The 20,640-nt window shown below is 64.6% G+C and carries 19 protein-coding genes; 12 read left to right on the top strand and 7 right to left on the bottom strand.

Annotated features, from left to right (window positions below):
• Positions 1-203: 203 nt before the first annotated feature.
• On the bottom strand, positions 204-1,304 hold the full coding sequence (locus AB7A72_RS00785; protein WP_369458703.1) for a GNAT family N-acetyltransferase: 1,101 nt from the start codon (positions 1,302-1,304) through the stop codon (positions 204-206).
• Between the two features lie 21 nt (positions 1,305-1,325).
• Positions 1,326-2,717 (bottom strand): aminotransferase-like domain-containing protein, encoded by a 1,392-nt coding sequence (locus AB7A72_RS00780; protein ID WP_369458702.1) that lies wholly within the window; start codon positions 2,715-2,717, stop codon positions 1,326-1,328.
• A gap of 281 nt (positions 2,718-2,998) precedes the next feature.
• On the opposite strand from AB7A72_RS00780, the gene AB7A72_RS00775 reads away from it, so the two are divergent.
• The gene (locus AB7A72_RS00775; protein ID WP_239812669.1) at positions 2,999-3,232 is read left to right on the top strand and encodes a hypothetical protein; all 234 of its coding nucleotides are present in this window, start codon (positions 2,999-3,001) and stop codon (positions 3,230-3,232) included.
• Positions 3,233-3,319: 87 nt separating this feature from the next.
• Here AB7A72_RS00775 and AB7A72_RS00770 read toward each other — a convergent pair whose 3' ends face one another.
• Positions 3,320-4,372, bottom strand: coding sequence for a LysR family transcriptional regulator (locus AB7A72_RS00770; protein ID WP_369458701.1), 1,053 nt, complete (start codon positions 4,370-4,372; stop codon positions 3,320-3,322).
• A gap of 14 nt (positions 4,373-4,386) precedes the next feature.
• Between AB7A72_RS00770 and AB7A72_RS00765 the strand changes: the two genes are divergently transcribed.
• Genes AB7A72_RS00765 through AB7A72_RS00755 form a run of 3 tightly spaced genes read left to right on the top strand, consistent with a single transcriptional unit; the run spans position 4,387 to position 7,782 of the window.
• A complete protein-coding gene (locus AB7A72_RS00765) occupies positions 4,387-5,370 on the top strand; it encodes a Bug family tripartite tricarboxylate transporter substrate binding protein (protein ID WP_369458700.1) in 984 nt (327 codons plus the stop codon).
• Between the two features lie 46 nt (positions 5,371-5,416).
• Positions 5,417-6,853, top strand: coding sequence for an N-acyl-D-amino-acid deacylase family protein (locus AB7A72_RS00760; protein ID WP_369459090.1), 1,437 nt, complete (start codon positions 5,417-5,419; stop codon positions 6,851-6,853).
• The gene (locus AB7A72_RS00755; RefSeq protein WP_369458699.1) at positions 6,850-7,782 is read left to right on the top strand and encodes an N-carbamoyl-D-amino-acid hydrolase; all 933 of its coding nucleotides are present in this window, start codon (positions 6,850-6,852) and stop codon (positions 7,780-7,782) included. Before AB7A72_RS00760 ends, AB7A72_RS00755 begins: the two co-directional genes overlap by 4 nt.
• A gap of 6 nt (positions 7,783-7,788) precedes the next feature.
• Here the strand turns inward: AB7A72_RS00755 and AB7A72_RS00750 are convergent, their stop codons facing one another.
• The 3 genes from AB7A72_RS00750 to AB7A72_RS00740 are packed head-to-tail and all read right to left on the bottom strand — an operon-like array spanning position 7,789 to position 10,544.
• Positions 7,789-8,673 carry an SDR family NAD(P)-dependent oxidoreductase gene (locus AB7A72_RS00750; RefSeq protein WP_369458698.1) on the bottom strand — a complete coding sequence of 295 codons (885 nt, stop codon included), beginning with the start codon at positions 8,671-8,673 and terminating at the stop codon, positions 7,789-7,791.
• A complete protein-coding gene (locus tag AB7A72_RS00745) occupies positions 8,673-9,467 on the bottom strand; it encodes a flavin reductase family protein (RefSeq protein WP_312525043.1) in 795 nt (264 codons plus the stop codon). The genes AB7A72_RS00750 and AB7A72_RS00745 overlap by 1 nt, the downstream gene beginning before the upstream one ends.
• Before the next feature lie 12 nt (positions 9,468-9,479).
• Entirely contained in the window at positions 9,480-10,544 is a 1,065-nt protein-coding gene (locus AB7A72_RS00740) for an LLM class flavin-dependent oxidoreductase (RefSeq protein WP_239811534.1), read from the bottom strand.
• Between the two features lie 104 nt (positions 10,545-10,648).
• Here AB7A72_RS00740 and AB7A72_RS00735 point away from each other — a divergent pair, with 104 nt between their 5' ends.
• Positions 10,649-11,572: a LysR family transcriptional regulator gene (locus AB7A72_RS00735; protein WP_239811535.1), complete on the top strand. Its 924-nt coding sequence runs from the start codon at positions 10,649-10,651 to the stop codon at positions 11,570-11,572.
• 9 nt (positions 11,573-11,581) lie between these two features.
• Here the strand turns inward: AB7A72_RS00735 and AB7A72_RS00730 are convergent, their stop codons facing one another.
• Positions 11,582-12,460: an SMP-30/gluconolactonase/LRE family protein gene (locus AB7A72_RS00730; protein WP_369458697.1), complete on the bottom strand. Its 879-nt coding sequence runs from the start codon at positions 12,458-12,460 to the stop codon at positions 11,582-11,584.
• 304 nt (positions 12,461-12,764) lie between these two features.
• Here AB7A72_RS00730 and AB7A72_RS00725 point away from each other — a divergent pair, with 304 nt between their 5' ends.
• From AB7A72_RS00725 to AB7A72_RS00695, 7 genes are read left to right on the top strand one after another with little or no spacing between them, the layout of a single operon-like run.
• Positions 12,765-13,535, top strand: a complete 771-nt coding sequence (locus tag AB7A72_RS00725) for an enoyl-CoA hydratase/isomerase family protein (RefSeq protein WP_239811537.1) — start codon at positions 12,765-12,767, stop codon at positions 13,533-13,535.
• A 2-nt stretch (positions 13,536-13,537) separates the two neighbouring features.
• Positions 13,538-15,673 (top strand): acetate--CoA ligase family protein, encoded by a 2,136-nt coding sequence (locus tag AB7A72_RS00720; protein WP_369458696.1) that lies wholly within the window; start codon positions 13,538-13,540, stop codon positions 15,671-15,673.
• Between the two features lie 37 nt (positions 15,674-15,710).
• Positions 15,711-16,910 (top strand): acyl-CoA dehydrogenase family protein, encoded by a 1,200-nt coding sequence (locus AB7A72_RS00715; protein ID WP_369458695.1) that lies wholly within the window; start codon positions 15,711-15,713, stop codon positions 16,908-16,910.
• Between the two features lie 4 nt (positions 16,911-16,914).
• Positions 16,915-17,886, top strand: coding sequence for an acyl-CoA dehydrogenase family protein (locus tag AB7A72_RS00710; protein WP_369458694.1), 972 nt, complete (start codon positions 16,915-16,917; stop codon positions 17,884-17,886).
• Positions 17,883-18,653 carry an SDR family NAD(P)-dependent oxidoreductase gene (locus AB7A72_RS00705; RefSeq protein ID WP_369458693.1) on the top strand — a complete coding sequence of 257 codons (771 nt, stop codon included), beginning with the start codon at positions 17,883-17,885 and terminating at the stop codon, positions 18,651-18,653. Before AB7A72_RS00710 ends, AB7A72_RS00705 begins: the two co-directional genes overlap by 4 nt.
• A gap of 12 nt (positions 18,654-18,665) precedes the next feature.
• On the top strand, positions 18,666-19,946 hold the full coding sequence (locus AB7A72_RS00700) for an SDR family oxidoreductase (RefSeq protein WP_369458692.1): 1,281 nt from the start codon (positions 18,666-18,668) through the stop codon (positions 19,944-19,946).
• Positions 19,939-20,637, top strand: a complete 699-nt coding sequence (locus AB7A72_RS00695) for a carboxymuconolactone decarboxylase family protein (RefSeq protein ID WP_369458691.1) — start codon at positions 19,939-19,941, stop codon at positions 20,635-20,637. Before AB7A72_RS00700 ends, AB7A72_RS00695 begins: the two co-directional genes overlap by 8 nt.
• Positions 20,638-20,640 lie beyond the last annotated feature (3 nt).

The raw sequence follows: 20,640 nt of genomic DNA, 5'->3' as shown, positions 1-20,640 counted from the left end.
CGGTTGACCGTTCGGCCGGAGTGATTCCTTGTCTTGAGAACCCCTGGAACGAACCGATGGCCGCATCAAGATGCGGTGCAAGTTCGTCGCGGGGACCCATGCGCGGGCAGAGTCAGCGCTTCCGTGCGGAAGGACTTGGGCTTACCAAACCAAGTCTGCCTTTTTCGACGGGCAGATTATAGCGTTGGCAGTGCAGAGGCGATTTACCGAGGGCGCTGGCCCAGCTGATGGATCCGTTGAACGGCAAGCTTTCCCGCCCGAGCAACCTGTGGATGTGCATGCGCTGCGGCCTGTTGGGCCAGTGGTAGCAGTGCTGGGCTAGGGCGTTTTTCGATGGCCATCGCCACGGCCTCGCCGAGGTAGAAGTCCTCATCGTCCAGCAGCCTGCGCAGCAATGCTGTGTCTTGCAGATTGAGAGAGGGGATTAGCGCAACCAACACTTCATTCAACGTTTGGTCATCCAGCAGCTGGTGCATGAATGCAGCCAATGCTGCCTGGTCCTGGGCCAGCGGGGATAGCAGGGGATGCAGGTCCGGAACTTCCTGGTCGCTTGGCTGTGCTTCCTGCACCGCCACCAGAAAGCTCGCCGCAGAATCGAAGACGGCACGCGTATCGCCATCGTGGCTGAGGAAGACCACACAGCCTGCCAGTGGTGAGCGGGTGGCCAGAAGGTGGTGGTCACTGGTGTTTGCATCGTCCAGCACGTAGCAGCCCAGCTGTTGGACCAGCGGGTGGAAGCCGAGTTGCGCGGTTTGTTCCAGCACTTCACTGGGTGCAAGCAGCTGGGGGTGGCGTGCAAGCAGCGGTGCAGAGGCGTTGAAGTAGTGCTGGAGCACGGCGTTGTTGTCTTCCGCTGCGGGCATGTCTGGCTCGTCTGCGGTCCACTCCATCTCCGTATGCGTCGGTGTCTCGCCTGTCTGCCTGAAGCCCAGGCGCTGGTACAGGCTGAGCGCCGCAGCATTGCTGCGGAAGGCGCCCAAACGAAGCGGCAGGCGCCGGGCTGCGGCCTGCAATTGCAGGTCTTTCAACAACTGGCTGCCGATGCCTTGGCCCTGGTGGTCCGCAGACAAGGCGATGTTCTGCACATAGAGGTGGCTTTCCTGCTCCAGGACCTGCAGGTAACCGATGGTCTGGCCATCGACCTCGACCACCGAGGTGACGGCAGCCGCGCACTCGGCCGAAAAGTTCTGGCGCTGCCAGGCTTCATCCCAGCCCCAGAGCTGCTCGATGCGCGCGCGGAGCACCGACCGGTGGATGGCAAAGAGCGTGGGAAGATCGCTGTGATCGGCGGGGCGCAGGTTCATGGGATTGGGTTGGATAGGCCGTTAAACCACGGCAGCGCTGAACGCATCCGGCCGCCGTGCCAGCAGCTGCGACAGGCGCTGCAGCCCGGCCTGGAGGCGGCTCCTGTCTTTGATGCTGCCCAGCGAGATGCGTATGGCATGGACCGTGTGGGTGCCGGTTGGATCGGTGGCGAAGGCCTCTGCCGGGGTGATGGCGATGCCCTCGCTGTGCGCCGCTTGCGCGAGCTGGGAAGGGCTCCAATACCTGGGCAGTTCCAGCCAGACGTGCAAGCCATCGCCCGCGCCGCTGTAGCGGCCGGCGAGAAGATCGCGCGCCATGCGGTGGCGCAGGCGGGCTTCCTTGCGCACCCCCTCCATCAGCCCGTAGGCCGAGCCGCCCAGAATCCACTGTGTGGCCAGCGCGGCCGACAGCGGCGAGACCATCAGCGCAAAGGAGCGCAAGGCGGCCTGAAAGCGCTCGCGCAGCACAGGATCGCGCACCAGCACAAAGGCCACGCGCAGCCCAGGGGTCAGGCATTTGGACAAGGTGGAGATATAGAGCACCTGCTCTGGTGCCAGGCGTGCCAGCGGCGGCGGTGGCGCCTCGGCCAGCAGCCAGTAGGGATCGTCTTCAACGATGCGCACCTTGCAGCGCTGCGCGATGGCAAGCAGCGCCTGGCGGCGGGCCAGCGGCATCGTGATGGCGGTGGGGTTCTGCAACGTGGGATTGAGGTAGAGCAGTGCCGGCTGGTGCTGGCGGCAGGCCTGTTCCAGGCTATCGGGCCGCATGCCATGCTGGTCAGCGGGCACGGCGACGAGCTGCCGGCCCAACTGCGTGGCAGCCGAGCGCAGACCCGGGTAACCCACGGGCTCGGCCAGGATCACATCGCCGGGCTCGGTCAGCGCCAGGATGGACGCAGCAATCGCCGCTTGCGCGCCGGGGCAGACGACCAGTTGCTCGGCATCGACCGGCCCAAACATCGGCTGGAGCCACTGGGCGCCGGCCTGGCGGTCCACATCGCTGCCGCCGCCCAGGTGGTAGGTCATCAGCAGGGCTGCATCCGCGCCCATCAGCACCTGCGACAGGCCTTGCTTGAGGAGGTCGTCGAAATCCAGGCCCGCTGGCGGCGGCGGGGTGTTCATGCCCAGGTCGAGCACCGCCGTCAGTTCGACCTTGGGAGCCGCCACATAGGTACCCCGGGCGCCACGCCCTTCAAGCAGATGGCGGCGCCTGGCCTCGTCGTAAGCACGGGTGATGGTGGTCAGGTCCACATCCAGCAAGGCTGCCAGGTGGCGCTGCGGCGGCAGCCGGTCCCCGGGTTTCAGCAGTCCATCGGCCACGGCGCTCTGCAAGGCATCGGCAATCTGCAAAAAGCGCGGCCCGCCACGCGCAGCCAATCGCGGCAGCCAGCGGAGGGTCTCATCTTCTTGCATGGTTTTGCTCTGGGAATGTATGGATGTACGGACGGCTGGAATCCTCTGCAAAACGCACCGCCCCGGTCTGAATGCGGTTTCGGCGATCCGCCTCCATCCCGTTGGGCGAGGGTACTGCAAACGGTCCCTGGGACAATTTGTCCGCATGTATGGAAATTGCTTTTGCGTAATATGCACCAGAACGTGCAGCGGCCCATGCTGGTATGGCAATCGCTGGCGTGGTGGCCTCTTGCTTCGCAGAGGCCCGGACAGTGCCAAGTCATTGGCTGGAAATTCGCAAAATGATCGATTGGATCCCCGTAGTCTTCGTGATCTTCAAGCTGGGCATGTTCAGCACCTGCATGTTCTTTGCCATCAAGTGGCATTACGACCAGGGCAAAAAAGGCGGCAACCCGCGCGCGGTGCTGCGCGCTGGTGGCAAGGTGGCGGCCATTTTCATGGCGGCATTGATGTTGCTGGGGCTGCTGACTTTCACGCTGGTACGAACGATGGGCTTGGATTTGACGTTTTCTTGAAGGCCGGCCCCGAGCCTCTCCTTCGATCCCGGGCGCGGGGGCCTGAAAAAATCCTCAGGCAGTGCCCGGCCTCCTGGCTGCGGGCGGTTAAGGTGCAGAGGCACTCAACTGCCTGAGTACCGCATGCAGCGCGTCGATGAACTGCTGGCCTGCTGCCGCGCAAGGCTGCCGGGCGGAGGTGATGGCCCAGATGTCGGAGTACACGTCAGCCGTCAACGGCCTGACGACGATGTCGTCTCGGGGAATGGGTGGGATGCACGAAGCGTCCACGATGGCGGCCCCCAAGCCGGTCTGAACGCAGCTGAGTGCAATGGCGGGCGACCGTACCTGAATACTCGCCGAGCTGACATCCATAGTTAGCGCTGAGGCACAAAGCCGTCCCAGCGGGGTGTCTGGGGGGTATCCGATCCATGCCGTCTCGCACAGCTCCACGGGATCAACCAGCGCCCTGTCCGCAAGCGGATGCTGTGGCGGAAGTACGCATACCAGGTGCTGGCGCCCGATCAAGCGGGATTTCAAGCCTGGATGGTTAGACTCCACGAGGGAAACGCCGACATCGGCCTGCCCAGACAGCAAATACTCCGGCAATTCGTCATAGGTCGCGGTGCGAAAGTCGACGCGCAACTGTGGGCTGTAGCGCATCAGCTGCTGCAGTGCCTGCGGAATCAAGGTGTTGGCAAACGTGGCGCTGCACGCCAGGTGCAAGGTGTCCACACCCGCCTGACCGATGCGCTGGGCCAGGGTATTGAGGCGGTCCAGACCTCGGTACAGATCGCGTGCCTCCTCGTGCAGGCGCTGGGCTTCGGGCGTGGGTTGCAGCCGCCTTCCTTGCCGCTCAAACAGCAAGTACCCCAGGCGGGCTTCGCAGTGTGCGAGCGCGCGACTCAGGGCCGGCTGCGAAACATGCAAGGCCAAGGCTGCACCGCTGATGGTGCCCGTGGTCATGATGGCGTGGAACACCTCCAGCTGCCGCATGTTGAGTGCGCGGGCGCGGATGGCGGGCGTGCTGGCTTCCGGCGAATGGCTTGGCATGTGGTGTAAACCCCTGGTCGATATAACTTTGTTTGTGAATGCACCGACATTTTTCAATTTGGGCGCGTTCGGCTTGTCCTTTACGCTGCAAGCAATATTCAGACCCATGAAAGAACCAAGCCATGAACCGCCGCCTTCTGAACCGTTTTGCCCTCCTGTTGCCCCTTGTTTTATGGGCTGTGCAGTCTGGCCCTAGCGCTGCCCAGGGTAACGCTGGCCAAGCCATCACCTTTGTCGTGCCCTCCGCTGCCGGCGGCTCTCCGGACGTGCTGAGCCGCATCATCACCAACCAATGGTCGCAGAACGCCCACCGTCCCGTGATTGTCGAAAACAAGCCTGGAGCAGCAGGCAATATCGGCATGGTGCAGGTGATCAAGGGGAATGAGCTTACCGTTGGCTACGGAAATATCAACACCCTCGCGGTGAATCGCGCGCTGTTCTCCACCTTGCCTTATGACGTGGACAAGGACGTGGTCCCGGTGTCGCACCTCTTCAACCTCTACAACGTACTGATCGTTCCAGCGGCATCCAGCGCCCAATCCGTCAAGGATTTGCTGACAGAAGCGCGCAAGAACCCTGGCAAGCTTTCTTACGGCGCATCGGGCGTCGGCACCACTGGCCACATGAGCGGTGAGCTGCTCAACCACCTGGAAAAGCTGAACACGGTTTTTGTTCCCTACCAAGGTGGGCCGGCTGCCTTGCAGGATCTGATGGGCGGGCGCTTGGACTATATGTTCATCAATAGCTCTGAAGCAGTGCCGCTCATCAAGTCGGGCAAGGTCCGTGCGTTGGCGGTCACCCAACTGGGCAAGCGTATCGAGCAACTGCCCGATGTTCCGACGATGGACGAGGCGGGCGTCAAGGGCTACGAGATTGTTTCCTGGGGCGGCGTGGTGGGCAATCGCAAGATGACAACCGAGCAAGCCAAGGCGCTGGCGGCCGACCTGGACAAGGTGTTGAAAACATCCAACGTGCGGGAAAGCCTGAATAGCCTGGGAGCCCAGCCGGTAGGGGGCACGCCCGAAGATTTCAAGCAACTGATTGCCCGCGAGACGAAGAAATGGACGGACATCATCCAGTCCAGCAAGATCGAGAAGCTGAACTGACCAGCCCCTGAAAGAGAAGGCAAACGTGCTGATATTCAAGAATGCGATGGTGATCGACGGGACTGGCCAACGGGCGTTCAGCGGAGACCTTGCGGTCGATGGGGAGCGGATTGCCCAGGTGGGAGCGGTAAAGGCCCAAGCCGGTGATACCGTTATCGACCTGCAGGGGCTGGCCATTGCTCCAGGCTTTATCGATTCTCACACCCATGACGATGGCTACCTGCTGGTACACCGCGATATGGTGCCCAAGGTCTCGCAGGGCATTACGACCGTGGTCACCGGCAACTGTGGCATCAGCCTCGCGCCGCTGGTGCAGCAAAGCCTGCCGCAGCCCCTGGACTTGCTGGGACCTCCCGAGCTGTTTCGCTTTGGGCGTTTTGGGGAGTGGCTGCAAGCTTTGCAAGCGCAGCCGGCTGCAGTGAACGTGGTTCCCTTGGTGGGCCATACGACCTTGCGCGTCAAGGTGATGGGCGACCACCAGCGTGAAGCCACCGATGACGAATGTGCGCAGATGCGTGACCTGCTGACGGAAGCGCTGGATGAGGGCGCTTTCGGCATCTCGACCGGTACCTTCTACCCGCCAGCACGCCACGCCTCAACACGAGAACTGTTGGAGGTCTGCCAGCCGCTGCGAGGTCGGCAGGCCGTGTATGCCACCCATCTGCGGGATGAGGCGGATGACATCGTCCCCGCGATGCAAGAAGCATTGGCGGTGGGACGCGAGGCGGACTGCCGGGTGGTTTTCTCCCACCACAAACTGGCCGGGGAGCGCAACCACGGCCGGTCGGAGGAGACGCTGGCGCTGATCCGGGAGGCCAGCAGCAAACAGCCCGTTTGTGTGGACTGCCATCCTTATCCCGCCACGTCCACCATGCTGCGGCTCGACCGGGTTCGCCTGGCAAGCCGCACGATGATCACCTGGTCCAGCGCTTGTCCTGAAGCGAAAGGGCGGGACTTTGCCGACCTGCAGAAGGAATGGGACTTGGACGATGAAGCGCTGCTGACGCGGCTGTCACCGGCCGGGGCCATCTATTTCTTGATGGACCAGGACGATGTGGACCGCATCTTTGCGTTCCCACTCACGATGGTCGGATCCGATGGCCTGCCTTTTGATCCGCATCCCCATCCACGCCAGTGGGGCACCTTTACCCGTGTGCTGCGGCGCATGGTGCGCGAATGTGGATTGCTGTCGCTGGAGGAAGGCATCCATCGCATGACGGGTCTGGCAGCAGAGCAATACGGGCTGGCGCAACGCGGGCGGTTGGCCCCCGGCTGGTTTGCCGACCTGGTGGTGTTCGATCCTCAGCGTGTGACGGATAAGGCCACCTTTGAAGCGCCAGTGCAGGCCAGCCAGGGCATCGAACAAGTCTGGGTCAATGGCCGCCAGGTGTGGGATGGTCACCAACCCACAGGTGCGCGCCCAGGGCAAGTACTCCGCCGAACAGAGCCTCAAGAGAAAACGCAAAAGGAGTGCGTGCAATGACAACGAGAAAACTAGGTTTGGCTGTGGCTCAGATGGGGCCAGTGCATTTGTCGGATGGCCGAGGCGCCGTGGTCCGGCGCTTGGTGGCCATGCTGCGCGAGGCCAAGGCCCGTGGCGCTGAGATGGTGGTGTTTCCTGAATTGGCACTGACGACATTCTTCCCGCGTTACTGGATGGAAGAAGCGGAAGCACAAGCGAGATTCTTCGAAGCGCAGATGCCCAACGCGGAGGTACAGCCGCTGTTTGATGCCGCCCGTGAGTGGGGCGTGGGCTTCTATCTGGGCTATGCGGAATTGGCAGAAGACGGGCGACCCTACAACACAGCGGTACTGGTCAACCGGAAGGGAGAAATCACCGGCAAGTACCGCAAGATCCATTTGCCAGGCCATGCGGAGCACAAGCCGGAGGCGCCATTCCAGCATCTGGAGAAAAAGTACTTCGATGTGGGCAACCTGGGATTCAGGGTGTTCGAGTCCGAATCCGTGAAGTACGGCATGTGCCTGTGCAACGACCGCCGCTGGCCGGAGACCTACCGCGTGATGGCTTTGCAAAGTGCAGAGGTGGTCATGCTGGGCTACAACACGCCGTCGCTCAATATCCATTGGAATGAGCCGGTGCATTTGCGCACAACCACCCATTTGGTTTCATTGCAGGCCAATGCCTACCAAAATGGGATCTGGGTGGCGGCGGCCGCTAAATGCGGTTCGGAAGATGGCCACCACATGATTGGCAGCTCTGTGGTCGTTGCTCCCACCGGTGAGATCGTGGCGCGCACGTTGACGGAAGAGGATGAGGTGATTTGCGTCAGCGCCGATCTGTCGCTGGGTGAACATTTCCGCCAGCATGTCTTCAATTTTGCCAAGCACCGCAGGCCTGAGCACTACCGCCTGATTGTGGACCGGGTGGGTGCGGGCGACCCGCTGCCCTGACCGGTATCACCTGTTGCTGACACCTGGACTGGTGGCTTGCTCCAAGCCAGGCTGCGCCTTCCCAGCGCTCCACTCCCCTTGCCCATAAGCCCGAGGAATATGCGTCATCAGCGAATGGCTGAAGCCGCCATCGACCACCAGATCGGCGCCATGGATATAGCTGGCCCGGGGGCTGGCCAGGAAGACCACCGCCTGGGCAAGTTCGTCGATCTGGCCGATGCGGCGCAGCGGCACCACCTGCTCGCGGCGGGCGCGGTCGTCGGGGTTGCGGTAGAAGCGCTCGCTCAGCGGGGTCACAAACAGGCCTGGGCTGACGGTGTTGCAGCGGATGCCTTCCGGGCCCCATTCCAGGCACATTTGCGCAGTCAGCATGCGGATACCTGCTTTGCTCATGCTGTAGCCGCCGCTCAGCGGCTGGGCGTTCTGGGCGGAGATCGAGGCGATGTTGATGATCGCGCGCGGCAGGCTGGCGTCGGAGTGGCGGTGGAAGGCCTGGCCCATGCGCAGGTAGCCGCCCAGGTTGATCTGCAGCTGGCGCTCCCAGACAGCGGGGTCCAGCTCGGCCAGCGGCGCGGCGCTGGTGATGGCGGCGTTGTTGACCAGCACGCTGGGGCCGGCGCCCCAGTGCTGCTGCAGCGTTTGAAAGGCGGCCTCTACCGCAGCGGGCGAGGAGACATCGGCGCGGATAGGCAGCAGGCGCTGGGCATCGGGATGGGTGGCGGCGAGCTGCGCCAGCGCATCGCTGTCGTGGTCGAGCACGGCCACACGGCAACCGCAGGCCAGCAGCGCTTGCACGATGCCGGCGCCGAGGCCTTTGGCGCCGCCGGTGACGATGCAGATGCGTTGGTCCAATTGCAACCAGTCCATGTCGTGGGCCTTTCTGGTCTGCATCAGGCCGCCAAGGGCACCAGCTTGTGGGTGCTGGCGTTGAAGTTGACCACCGGGCTCGCGCTGTTGCACGACGACTTGCGGATCTTGCCGACCACCAGCTTGTGCGTGCCCAGGGTGTGGGTGCAGACGATGTCGCATTCCATGCTGGCCAGCGCATCGCTCAGCACGGGCAACTGGTGTTCGCTGCTGTGCCAGCGGCCTTCCTTGAAGCGGGCTTCGCCCTGCGGCTGGCTCAGAAAGCTGGCGATGATCTGGCTGTGCTCCTCACCCAGCACATTGGCCACAAACTTGCCGGTTTGCAGCAAGGTGTCGCCCATCGACGAGGCGCTGTGTGCAAAAAAGCCGACCATCGGCGGCTCGGCCGAGATGGAGGTGAGGCTGGAGACGATCATGCCGGCGACATCCTTGCCCTGGCCGGTGGTCACGGCGCTGATGCCGGCGGGCAGCGCGCGCATTGCGGCCTTGAAGTCGGCGACCGAGACGACCTGGTCTTCCGCAGCCAACGTGATATGCGCACGCACCTGGCCCTGGCCGTTGACCCAGCCGTGCTGCTGCGCATAGGCCAGCATCGCGGCAAAGCCCGTGTCCCATGCGCTGTCTGCAGCTTGGCCGGCCAAAAAGCGCAGCACCTGGGGGAAGAGCCAGACATGGCTGTCGCCGTCGCGCGTGCCGATGCGGGTCAGGGCCTGCGCGAGCTGGGGCTCGGGCTGGGGGTCGATCAGCACATCGAGTGCCCGAAAATTGTGGGCATCCATCAGGCTGATGGAGCCGCAGTTGCTGAGGTGAACGCGCATGGCCCTGTCTCCTCAAGCCAGCGCTACAGCTTGGCCCACTTCTTTTTTCACGGCGGGAATGATCTTGTCGCCCCACAGCTCGATCTGCTTGAGCATGGTCTTCTGGTCGAAGTCGCCCAGCTGGGTCTGCAGTGCAATGTGCTTGGGCTTGAGGATGCTGATCTCTTCGAGCAGCTTGTCGATCACTTCGTTGACCGAGCCGACGGGCAGGTTCTTGCGCAGCTGCTCGAAGGTCGGGTCGGTGTCGGTCGGCACTTCCTTGACCATGTAGCCGTCTTCGGACTGGGCGCGGCGGAATTTGAGGCTCTCCGAGATGCGGCGCTGAAAGCGTGCGCAATCCAGGTAGGCGTTGATTTCCGATGCATTGTCCGAGGCATAGCCGCAGCGCAGAAAGCCGAACTTCACATCGTTGTCCAGGTCCTTGCCTTCGGCCGTCGCGATGTTCTCCAGCTTGGTGCGCAGGCCGGCAATGGCGTCGTTGCCGTTGAGCAGCGCGGTGACAAACAGATTGTGGCCTTCGCGCACGCCCCGGCCCAGGGTGACCGGGTTGCCCGAGGTGACCCACAGCGGGGGCATCGGGTCTTGTACGCAGCGCACCGCGATGGAGCTGGGGGGGATATTCAGGAACTCGCCTTGGTATTCGAATATTTTTTGCGTGAGGGCCTTGGGAATAATGTCGAGAAACTCGTTGAAGATCGCGCCGGAATTGGCGATCTCGACGCCAAAGCGTTCAAATTCAAATTGCTGGTAGCCCGAGCCCACGCCCAGTTCGAGTCGCCCATTGGACACGGTGTCGACAAAGCCGACCTCGGCCAGGAAGCGGGCCGGGTGGTAGAGTGGCAAAATACACACCGCTGTGCCCAGACGAATGGTTTTGGTTTTCGCAGCTGCATGGGCCACGGTCATTAATGGCGATGGCGACAGCGAATAATTATTGAAATGGTGTTCGGCATACCAGGCGGTATTGAAACCCGCTTGTTCTGCCACCACGGTTTGTTCGATGGAGTTGTTGATAACGTCCTGGGAGCGCTGGTGGTAGCCGCGCTGCTGCGCCAGAATGAATACGCCAAATTCCATGATGTCTCCTTGATGATGGGCAATATGGAATCATTCTAGGGGTGGGGTCAGGAGATCTGTATGCGTGAAATTCGAGATTCAGTACTGCGCAAACTGGAGGAATCATGGACCGTCTGAGAGCGATGGAGCTGTTCCTGTCGGTGTCGCAGACCCGCAGTTTTTCTGAGACGGCGCGGCTGTTTGGCATCTCGGCCACCGCCGTGTCGAGAATGATTACCGAGTTTGAAGACGGGCTGCAGGTCAAGCTCCTGCTGCGCTCCACGCGCCAGGTGTCGCTGACCGAATCGGGACAGGAGTATGCGGCCCAGCTGGAAGGCATTCTCTGGACCATCAACCAGGCGCACACCCGCATCACCGCCATCAGCTCGGCCCCGCAGGGGCGCCTGCGCGTGCACGCCCGCACGATGTTCGGCCAGCGCGTGCTGCCCGGCCTGATCGCCCGCTTCCGCCAGGCCCACCCGGAAATTCTGGTGGAGCTGCTGCTGTCCGAGACCAAGGTGGACCTGGTCAAGAACAATATCGATATTGATTTCAGAATATCGCCGCCGGTCGAGGCGGGGGTCAAACGGCGCATGCTGTTTCACAGCCAGCGCTATTTGGTGGCATCGCCTGCCTATGTCGATAAGATACCTGCCATCCAGAAGCCGGCTGATTTATTGCAGGCGCAATGCCTGGCCTATTATTTGCCGGGCCGGGACCATATCTGGCATTTCAAGAATGATGCGGGCATGGAAGATATCCAATTCTCGCCCCGGCATTTGACCAATAATGGCATTGCGTTGCTGGAATTGGCCAAATTGGGTGAGGGGATTGCACTGCTCGATGATTACACCGTCTATCCCGATTTGGCTGCCGGCCATCTTGTGCGGCTTTTGCCGGATTATGTGGTGAGCAATACCACCTTTGAAGAGGGCATGTTTGCCACGATTGTGGATTCAGCGATTATCCCGGCCAAGGTCAAGCTGTTTTTGGATTTTGTTGCCAGCCAGGTGGCGGGGGAGGCGCAGCGCTTTGCGCTGCCCCAGTGACTGGTCGCTTTAATCGCTCAGGATGCGCGCCTGGGGCTTGGCCAGCCCCCGGTAGCCCAGGCCGGTGATGCGCAGGATGGCGCCGTCCAGTGGGCCGCTGGCGCGCAGGCGGCCGCTGTCCGAGATGCTGGTGACATACAGTTCCGCCAGATCCGGCCCGCCAAAGCAGAGCGCGCTGGGGTGGGCCACCGGCAGGCTGATCAGCTCGCTCAGCGCCCCTTGGGCATCGTAGCGGGCGAGTTGGCCGGTACGCACCAGGGCGGTCCACAGGCCGCCATCGCGGTCCCAGCAGCAGCCATCGGGGGCCGATTGCTGGGGCTGGGTGCTGATGAACAGCTGCTGGTCTTGTGCTTGCCCGCTGCTGATATCAAACGAATAAATGCTTTGCGCGGCGCTGTCGGCAATGAAGAGGCGGCCGTTGTGGGGGTGGATCAGCGGTCCATTGGCAGTTTTGAGGGCGGGGCCTATGCGCGCCAGCTGGCCATCCCGCTCCAACACATAGATGCCGCCCTTGGGCGCTTCGCCTGCTTCCAGATGCAGATGCATGCTGCCGACCAGAAAGCGGCCATCGGGCAGCGCGCAGCCATCGTTCAGGCGCAAATGGGGCAGGTGCTCGTCCAGCTCGGCGAGGGTGTGCAACTGGCGGCTGGCAGGGTCGTACAGGCCCAGCGCCTCCTTCATCGCGATGACGATCCTGCCATCGGCATTCAGCGCGAAGGATCCCGTGGGCGCTGGCAGCAGGTGCTGCTCGGTCTGGCCGCTGGCCGGATCAATGCGCAGCAGATGGCCGCGCCGGCAGTCCATGGCCCAGAGCTGGCCGGTGGCGGCATCCCAGTTGGGGCATTCACCCAGGGCCAGGCGTTGCGGGATCAGGGGCTGGATATGCATGGGTGGCTTCAGGTTGGGGCTCCGGGGATGGAGCCGCGCTGCACGTAGGTTGCTGTCCATCATAGGGTTGCCCCAGGGCGCCACTACCCCGGGGAACGCAGAACAGATTCAACCAATCGGGGGGAAATCATTTGCAGGGTTCCTTCCTAGAATCAAACACAGATTCGAAACAGGCGCTCGCCATGAGCGGCCAAGATCCAAGGAGACAACATGCAAGTGATAGCGCCTATTGCGCAGGCTGCGCGCTGCGCCGCCGCCCGCCCCCTGGCTACTGCTGTAGCGGCCCACACCCGGGGAGGCCGCCATGTCTGAGCCCTCCGTTTTGCTGGAAGTCGCCGATGGCGTGGCCCTGGTGACCTTGAACCGCCCACCCGTCAATGCCCTCAACCGGGCGATGCGGCGCGAGCTGGTGGCGATTTTTGATGCCATCTCCGAGCGTGACGATGTGCGCTGCGCGGTGCTGACCGGCGCCGGCTCGGTGTTCTGCGCCGGCGCCGATCTGAAGGACCGCCCCAGCGCTGATGTGCCGGGCGACTTTCTGGAGCACAACCGCATCACCCGCGAAACCGGCAATGCGATCAAGGAATGCGCCAAGCCGGTGATTGCAGCGGTGAATGGCACGGCCCTGGGCGCAGGCATGGGCCTGGCTGCGGCCTGCGACATTCTCTATGCCTCGTCGAACGCGACCTTTGGCATGCCCGAGATCAATGTGGGCCTGGCAGGCGGGGCATCGATGCTCAAGACCTTGCTGGGGCGCTCGACGATGCGCCGCATGTTCTTTACCGGCCAGCGCCTGACGGCCCAGGAGATGCTGCAGCGCAATGTGGTTGAAGAGGTGCTGGCGCCCGAAGCGCTGCTGCCCAAGGCCATGGAGATGGCGCGCGAGATTGCGTCGAAGGCACCGCTGGCGGTGATCTACGCCAAGCGTGCCGCCAACATGGTGGACCTGATGCCCCAGCGCGATGCCTACCGTTTTGAGCAGGAGTTCACGATGGCGCTGGCCAAGACCGACGACGCCAAGGAAGCGCGCATGGCCTTCCTGGAAAAGCGCGCCCCTGTTTTCAAAGGACGCTGAGCATGCTGCAGACCACCCGCCTGCAGCCCGGTGCAGGCCTTGATCCGTTTTTTAGTGCAAGCGCGATTGCTATCATTGGGGCTTCTGACGACCCCACCAAGATTGGTGGGCGGCCGGTCCACCTGCTCCAAAAGCATGGCTTTGCCGGCGCGGTGTTTCCCATCAACCCCAAGGGCGGCAGCATCCAGTCGCTGCCCGCCTACACCAGCGTGCGCGATGTGCCGCAGGTGCCAGAGCTGGCCATCATCGCGGTGCCGGCCGCCATGGCGCCCGCTGCGCTGAGCGAATGCGCTGACAAAGGCGTGCAGGCAGCGATTGTGCTGTCGTCAGGCTTTATCGAGGCCAGTGAAGAGGGCGCCGCACTGCAGCGCCAGCTGAGCCAGATTGCGCGGGAGCGCCAGATCCGCGTGCTGGGCCCCAATTGCCTGGGTGCGGTGGGCATCGAGGAGCGGGTGATTGGCTCGTTCTCGGTGGCGCTGGAAGAGAAGCTGCCCGCCGCAGGCCATGTGGGCATCGTCTCGCAGTCGGGCAACCTGGGCAGCTTCACGATGCAGTCGGTGGTGCGCCGGGGCCTGGGCATCAGCCGCTTCATGGCAACGGGCAACGAGGCGGATGTGGACATTGCCGACGGCATTGCCGCGCTGGCCCGCGACAGCCAGACCCGCATCATCCTGTGCTGCATGGAAACCTGCCGCGATGGCAGCCAGCTGCTGCAGGCATTGGAGGCGGCCCGCGCTGCCGGCAAGGCGGTGGTGGTACTCAAGATTGGTGCGACCGAGCAAGGCCAGGCGGCTGCCGCCTCGCACACCGGCGCGCTGACCGGATCGAACGCGGTGATCGAGGCGGCGCTGACCCGTGCCGGTGCGCTGACGGTGCAATCCATCGAAGACATGGTGGAGCTGACGGCGGCGCTGTCAGTGGTGCCGCAGGCACTGCTGCCGCGCAACCGGGGCGTGACCCTGGTGGCGGCATCGGGCGGCTTTGGCGTGATGATGGCCGATGCGATGGTGCAGGCAGGCCTGGACCTGCCCGAGCTGTCCGACGCGACGCGTGCCCGTATCCAGGAAGCCGTGCCGGTGGCCGGCACCCGCAACCCGGTCGATGCGACGGCGCAGATGTCCAGCCGGCCCGATATTTTGTACAAGCTGCTGACCGCCTTGCTGGAAGACGCATCGCGCAGCACCCTGGTGCTGCTGCTGTCGCTGTCCTTGCACAACCCGCGTTTGAGCGGTGTGTACCAGGAGGCCCTGGCACAGATCCGGCGCGACTACCCCGACCGCCTGATCGTGCTGATTGGCCAGGGCCCTGCCGAGGTGACCGAGCGCATCGCCAACGCGGGCATTGCGATCTTTCCTACCATCGATGCGGCAGCCCGTGGGCTGGCCGGTATGGTGCGCCTGGGCCAGACGCTGGGCCGGCCGCCAGCCGCGCCCGCTGCCGCGCAGAACTGGGAGGCGCTGGATGCGCAGGTCTTCCGCAACGAGTTCCATGCCAAGGCCTTTTTGGCGCGGGCGGGTGTGCCAGTGACGCAGGAGCAGGTGGTGCAGTCCGCCGATGCGGCGGTGGCTGCGGCCGAGCAGATCGGCTTCCCGGTGGTGTTCAAGATTGTCTCGCCCGACATTGCCCACAAGACCGAAGTCGGTGGTGTCGAGCTCAACATCCGCAGCGCTGCGCAGGCCCGCACGGCCCATGCACAGCTGCTGGCGCGGGTGGCAGCGCGCGCGCCGCAGGCGCAGATCGATGGAGTGCTGGTGGCGCCGATGGTGGGTGGCGGTGTGGAGATGATCACCGGCATCTCGCAGGACGCGGCCTTTGGCCCGGTGGTGATGGTGGGCATGGGCGGTATCTATGCCGAGGTGCTGAAGGACGTGGCGGTGCAGGTGGCACCGGTGACGCAGGCCGAGGCGCTGCAGATGATTGCCTCGCTCAAGCTCTACCCGCTGCTGCAAGGGGTGCGCGGCCAGCCCGCTGCCGATGTGCAGGCCATGGCAGCGACGGTGGCGCGCCTGTCGGAGCTGGCGCTGGCCTATGCCGGCGAGATCGCCGAGATCGACCTGAACCCGGTGCTGGTCCAGCCTGCCGGCGAGGGCGTGATTGCGGTCGATGCGCTGATGGTGGCCGCCCCGCCGCAGGCCTGATGCACAGCGCCACGGAGACTTTGATCGGAACTATGCGATGAAACAGGAAGAGAATTTCGCCCGCCCCGATGCCGCATCGGGCCCGGGCGCCTACCGGCAATATGCGCGTGAATGGCTGCACAGCCATTTGCCCACCCATATGCGCGCCGACAGCGTGGACTACCGCACGCCCAGCCTGGACGAGTGCCGCGACTGGGAAGCGCGCATGTACCAGGCGGGCCTGGCCGGCATGACCTGGCCGGCCGCCTATGGCGGCCATGGCCTGAGCCTGCGCGAGCATCTGGCGGTGAACCAGGAAGTGGGCGCGCTGGCCATGCCTGAGAGCGTCAGCTCGATCGGCAAGGAGCTGGCCGGCCCCATCATCATGGCCGTGGGTACCGAGGCGCAAAAACAGGCCTTTCTGCCCGCGATTCTGGAGATGCGCGAGTACTGGTGCCAGGGCTTTTCCGAGCCAGAGGCCGGGTCGGACCTGGCGCGGCTGCGCACCAAGGCCACGCCCGACGGCGATGGCTGGCTGATCCAGGGCCAGAAGATCTGGACCAGCGGCGCCGCCAAGGCCCATTACTGCCTGCTGTTGACCCGCACCGGCACGGTGGCCGACAAGCACCGGGGCCTGCTGATGTTTGCGGTGCCGATGGACACGCCCGGCATCCGCGTGGTGCCGATCCGCTCCATCGACAACAAGCAGTCGTTTGCCGAGGTGTTTTTTGACCAGGTGCGCGTGCCCGATTCGGCCCGCCTGGGCGCTGCCGATGAAGGCTGGAGCGCTGCGATTCGCGTGCTGTCGATCGAGCGTGCCACCAACCGCATGTACCGCGCCTGGCGCTTTGAGTGCGAGCTGCGCCAGCTGGTGCGGGCCTACCAGTCCGAGCCGGCACTGCGTGGCCGCCTGCAAGAGCCGGGCCTGCGCCAGGCGGTGGGCCAGGTGGTCAGCCAGATCGATGGCCTCAAGGGCCTGGTCGAGCGCAGTGTGGAACAGCTGCAGGCCGGCGAGCCGATTGGTGCGCGCGGATCGCTCACCAAGCTGTACTGGTCGGAATGCCACCAGGCCTTTGCGTCGCTGGCGCTGGCGCTGGTGGCCGATATCAACCCTGGCCACAGCGCACTGGCGCAACGCGCCAAGGCCCATTTCACACAGGCCTACCTGTTCTCGCGCGCCGAGAGCATCTATGCCGGGACCACCGAAGTGCAGCTGGATGTCATTGCCCAGCGCATTCAACAGCTGACCAAGGACTGAGGGGATGACGATGCAAAGTGAAGAGCTGCAGCCCGAGGAGTTTGGGCAGGCGGCGCAGGCGGTCATCGCGGCGCTGCAAGGGCAGGGCCCGTCCGAGGCGGCTGCCGCCATGGCCGATGCCGGCCTGTTTGGAATCTGCGCCGATGAGGAGCAGGGCGGCCTGGGCCTGCCACTGGCATTTGCGATGCCGGTGGTGCGGGTAGCCGGGCAGATGCAACTGTCCTACCCCTTGCCCGAGCAGATGGCCGCCTGCAAGGCGCTGCAGGGCACGGAAGCCGGTGGCCAGCTGCTGCGCGGTGAGAAATCGCTGTGCGTGGTGATGGCTGCGCAGGCCGCTGGCGGCTGGAGCGGGGTGGCGCGCAATGGCCAGCAGGCCGACTATGCGCTGGTGCAGACCGGTGCCGGTTTTGCGCTCTACGACAAGGCGGACTTGCGCTGCCAGGCCGAGGAGATGCTGGACCCGGAAGTGCCCCAGCTGTGGGTGTCGACCGCCGGTGCCACGCCGCTGCTGAGCCTGGATGCGCAGCAGTCGCAGGCCTTTTGTGCCGACACCAAGCTGCTCTGGGCCGAGTATGTGAACGGCCTGTGCGCCGGCGCGCTGGAGCGTACCGCCGATTACCTGCAGGCGCGCGTGCAGTTTGGCCGGCCGCTGTCGGCCAAACAGGCGGTGCGCCACCACCTGGCGCGCATGCGCCTGCTGCTGGAGGCGTCCAGCGCTCAGGCCTGGCGTGCGCTGCGTGCGGACGCATGCGATGCCCCGCGCGAGGCGGACAGCGCGTTGGCCGCTGCGTTGAGCCAGGGCGCCTGGGTGCTGGAAAAAGCCATCCACCTGCATGGCGGCATGGGCTTTACCTGGGAGCTGGGGCTGCACCGCAGCCTGCGCGAGCACAAAAAGCTGGACGCCAGCCTGGGTGCCGGTGCGCTGATGCGCGCCGTGGGCGCTGACTTTATCGACCGTTGTGAGGTGACGCCATGACAAGGGCCATCGCGAGAGACATGGAAGGCCGCGTGGCCCTGATCACCGGCGCCGGTGCCGGTATTGGCCGCGCCACCGCGCTGCAACTGGCCGCGCGCGGTGCGGTGGTGGCGGTGAATGATTTGAAGGAGGCGCTGGTGGAAGAAACCGTGGCCGCTATCACCGCGCAGGGCGGCAAGGCCTTTGGTGTGGTGAAGAACGTGGCCACGCGCGAAGAGATGACCGCCGCCGTGGACGAGGCCCATGCCCGCCACCAGCGGCTGGACATTCTGGTCAACAACGCCGCCTGGGTGCGCTACCAATCGGTGAGCGAGATCATGCCCGAGACGGTGGACCGCATGCTGGACATCGGCTTCAAGGCCGTGCTCTGGGGCATCCAGGCCGCTGCGGCCCGTATGGATGCCGAGCGCGGTGGCGCCATCATCAATGTGGCCTCGGTCGCGGCGCTGCGCTCTGCCGGCAGCTCGATGGTGTATTCAGGCATCAAGGCGGGTGTGCTGGGCATTTCCCGCGCTGCGGCGGCGGAGCTGGGTGAGCGCAACATCCGCGTGAATGCGGTCTGCCCCTCGGCCGTGCCGACCGAGGGCACGCAACGCAACCGCAATGCCGAGCGCGATGCGGGCCGCGTGGCCAAGACGCCGATGGGGCGCCTGGGCACGGTGGACGACATTGCCGGCACCATCTGCTTTCTCGCCAGCGATGCTGCGCAGTTCACCACCGCGCAGGCGCTGGTGGTGGACGGCGGCATTACCTTCACCAACATCTGAGGCGCCCGCTCCATGCCCGCTGTCTTGATCACCGGTGCTGCCTCTGGCATTGGCCGCGCTGCCGCGCTGCAGTTTGCGCAGCAGGGCTGGGACTGCCTGCTGGTGGACATCAGCCCCGCGATTGCCGCGCTGCCTGCGCACTGCCTGGCGCAGGGCGCCGCCAGTGCGCAGGCCTTTGCGCTGGACCTGACCGATGCGCAGGCGCTGGCCCAGCTGGGCCGCCAACTGGCTGCGCTGCCAGCGCTCGATGCGCTGGTCAACAACGCCGGTATCTCGGACAGCAGCGGCCGGCCGTTGGCCGAGCAGGCGCCCGCGCAGTGGCAGCGCCTGCTGCGGCTGAACCTGCAGGCACCGCAGGCCTTGTTCGACACCTGCCTTCCGCGCTTGAAGCCGGATGCGCGCATTGTCAATGTGTCCTCCGGCGCGGGGCAGAAGGCCATTCCCTGGCGCGGCCTCTACAGCCCCAGCAAGGCCGGGCTGATTGCCTGGTCGCACAGCCTGGCGCAGCGCTACCCGCAGCTGGGGGTGACCACCTTGTGCCCCGGTTTTGTACGTACCGAGCTGGTGCAAGGGCTGATGGATGCAGGCCGCCTGGCGCTGGCCGATGCCGTTGCGAAGATTCCGCTGGGCCGCCTGGCCGAACCCGAAGAAATGGCCGCAGCGCTGGTGTTTTTGGCGCAGCCGCAGGCGCATGTGCTGTCGGGCCAGGTCATCTCGGTGGATGGCGGATCGGGCATTTATGGCGGCAGCAGCCGCTGCGCGTTGAGCACCGCTGTGCCTGCAGCGTTGCAGACGCCACTGCATCTGCAGCTGCAAGCGGGCAGCAATGCCGCCTGTGATGGTGCCTGGTTGCAAGCGCTGCAGGCGGATGCGCCTGCGCATGCGGCTGCCACAGGCGCGCCATGCCAAGGGGTGGTCAGCACCCAGGCGCTGGCGCCTGCTGTCAGCGATCTGCTGGAGGCCGTGCTGAGCGCCGGCCAGCAGTTTGCAGCCGCCCATGCACGCGATGCCAGCCTGCTGCTGTTGCTGCCGGCTAGCGCTCCCGGCGATGTACCGGCGTGGCAGCACCAGACGGCGCTGGCTGCCGCGCGCATGCTGGTGGCGACCCTGGCCTGCGAATTGGCCACCCAGGGCCTGCGTATCAATGCGCTGCTGCTGTCGCCTGAACAGGCCACGGAGGCGGCTGTGGCGCAACTGCTGCCGCTGGTCCGTTTTCTGGCCGGGGCGCAGGCGCAGTTTGTGACCGGGCAGAGCCTGGATATCTCAGGCACCAAGGAGAGCCACCATGGCTGAATGGGACACCGCCGCCGTTGAAGCCTTGTACCGCCAGGAGCGTGGCTACTGGCGGCCCTGGAATGCGCAGCTGCTGGCGCGCCGCCCGGCATTTTTGCAGGCCTATGCGCACTATGCCGGCTACCCGGCGCGCAGCGGCGGCCTGAGCGAGCGCATGGTGGAACTGGTCTATGTGGCGCTCGATGCCTCCGCCAGCCATTTGTTTGCCAGCGGCTTGAAGCTGCACATGCAAAAGGCGCTGGCCTGCGGCGCCAGCGATGACGACTTGCTCGATGTGCTGACCCTCGTCTGCCTGCAAGGCGCAGGCGCGACTGCGGCGGCGCTGAACGAGGTGGCCCAGGTGTATGGTCTGCTGCCCGGCGCAGAGACCACGGCGGAAGACCTGCCGCCCGACCTGTGGGCGCGGCTGCAGGTGCTGGACCCCGCCTATTTTGGCCATCTGCAGGCGCTGGCCCGCACGGCAGAAAGCGGCCAGGGCCTGAGCGCTGGCGAGCGCTGCCTGGTCACGATTGCGCTGCATGCCTGCTTTACCGCCAACCAGCCCGAGGCCTTGCGCGCAGCCTTGCAGCAGGCCCATGGCCTGGGCGTGGCGCGCGATGCCGTGGTGCAGGTCGTCCAGATGGGTGCACACCTGGCGGTACATGGCACGGCGCTGGGCATCACGGTGCTGGCCGAGCTGGACGCCGCATGACAC

It is taken from the genome of Comamonas sediminis, from assembly GCF_041107495.1.
GTDB classification, from domain to species: domain Bacteria; phylum Pseudomonadota; class Gammaproteobacteria; order Burkholderiales; family Burkholderiaceae_C; genus Comamonas; species Comamonas sediminis.
This window is presented reverse-complemented; position numbering and strand designations above follow the sequence as displayed.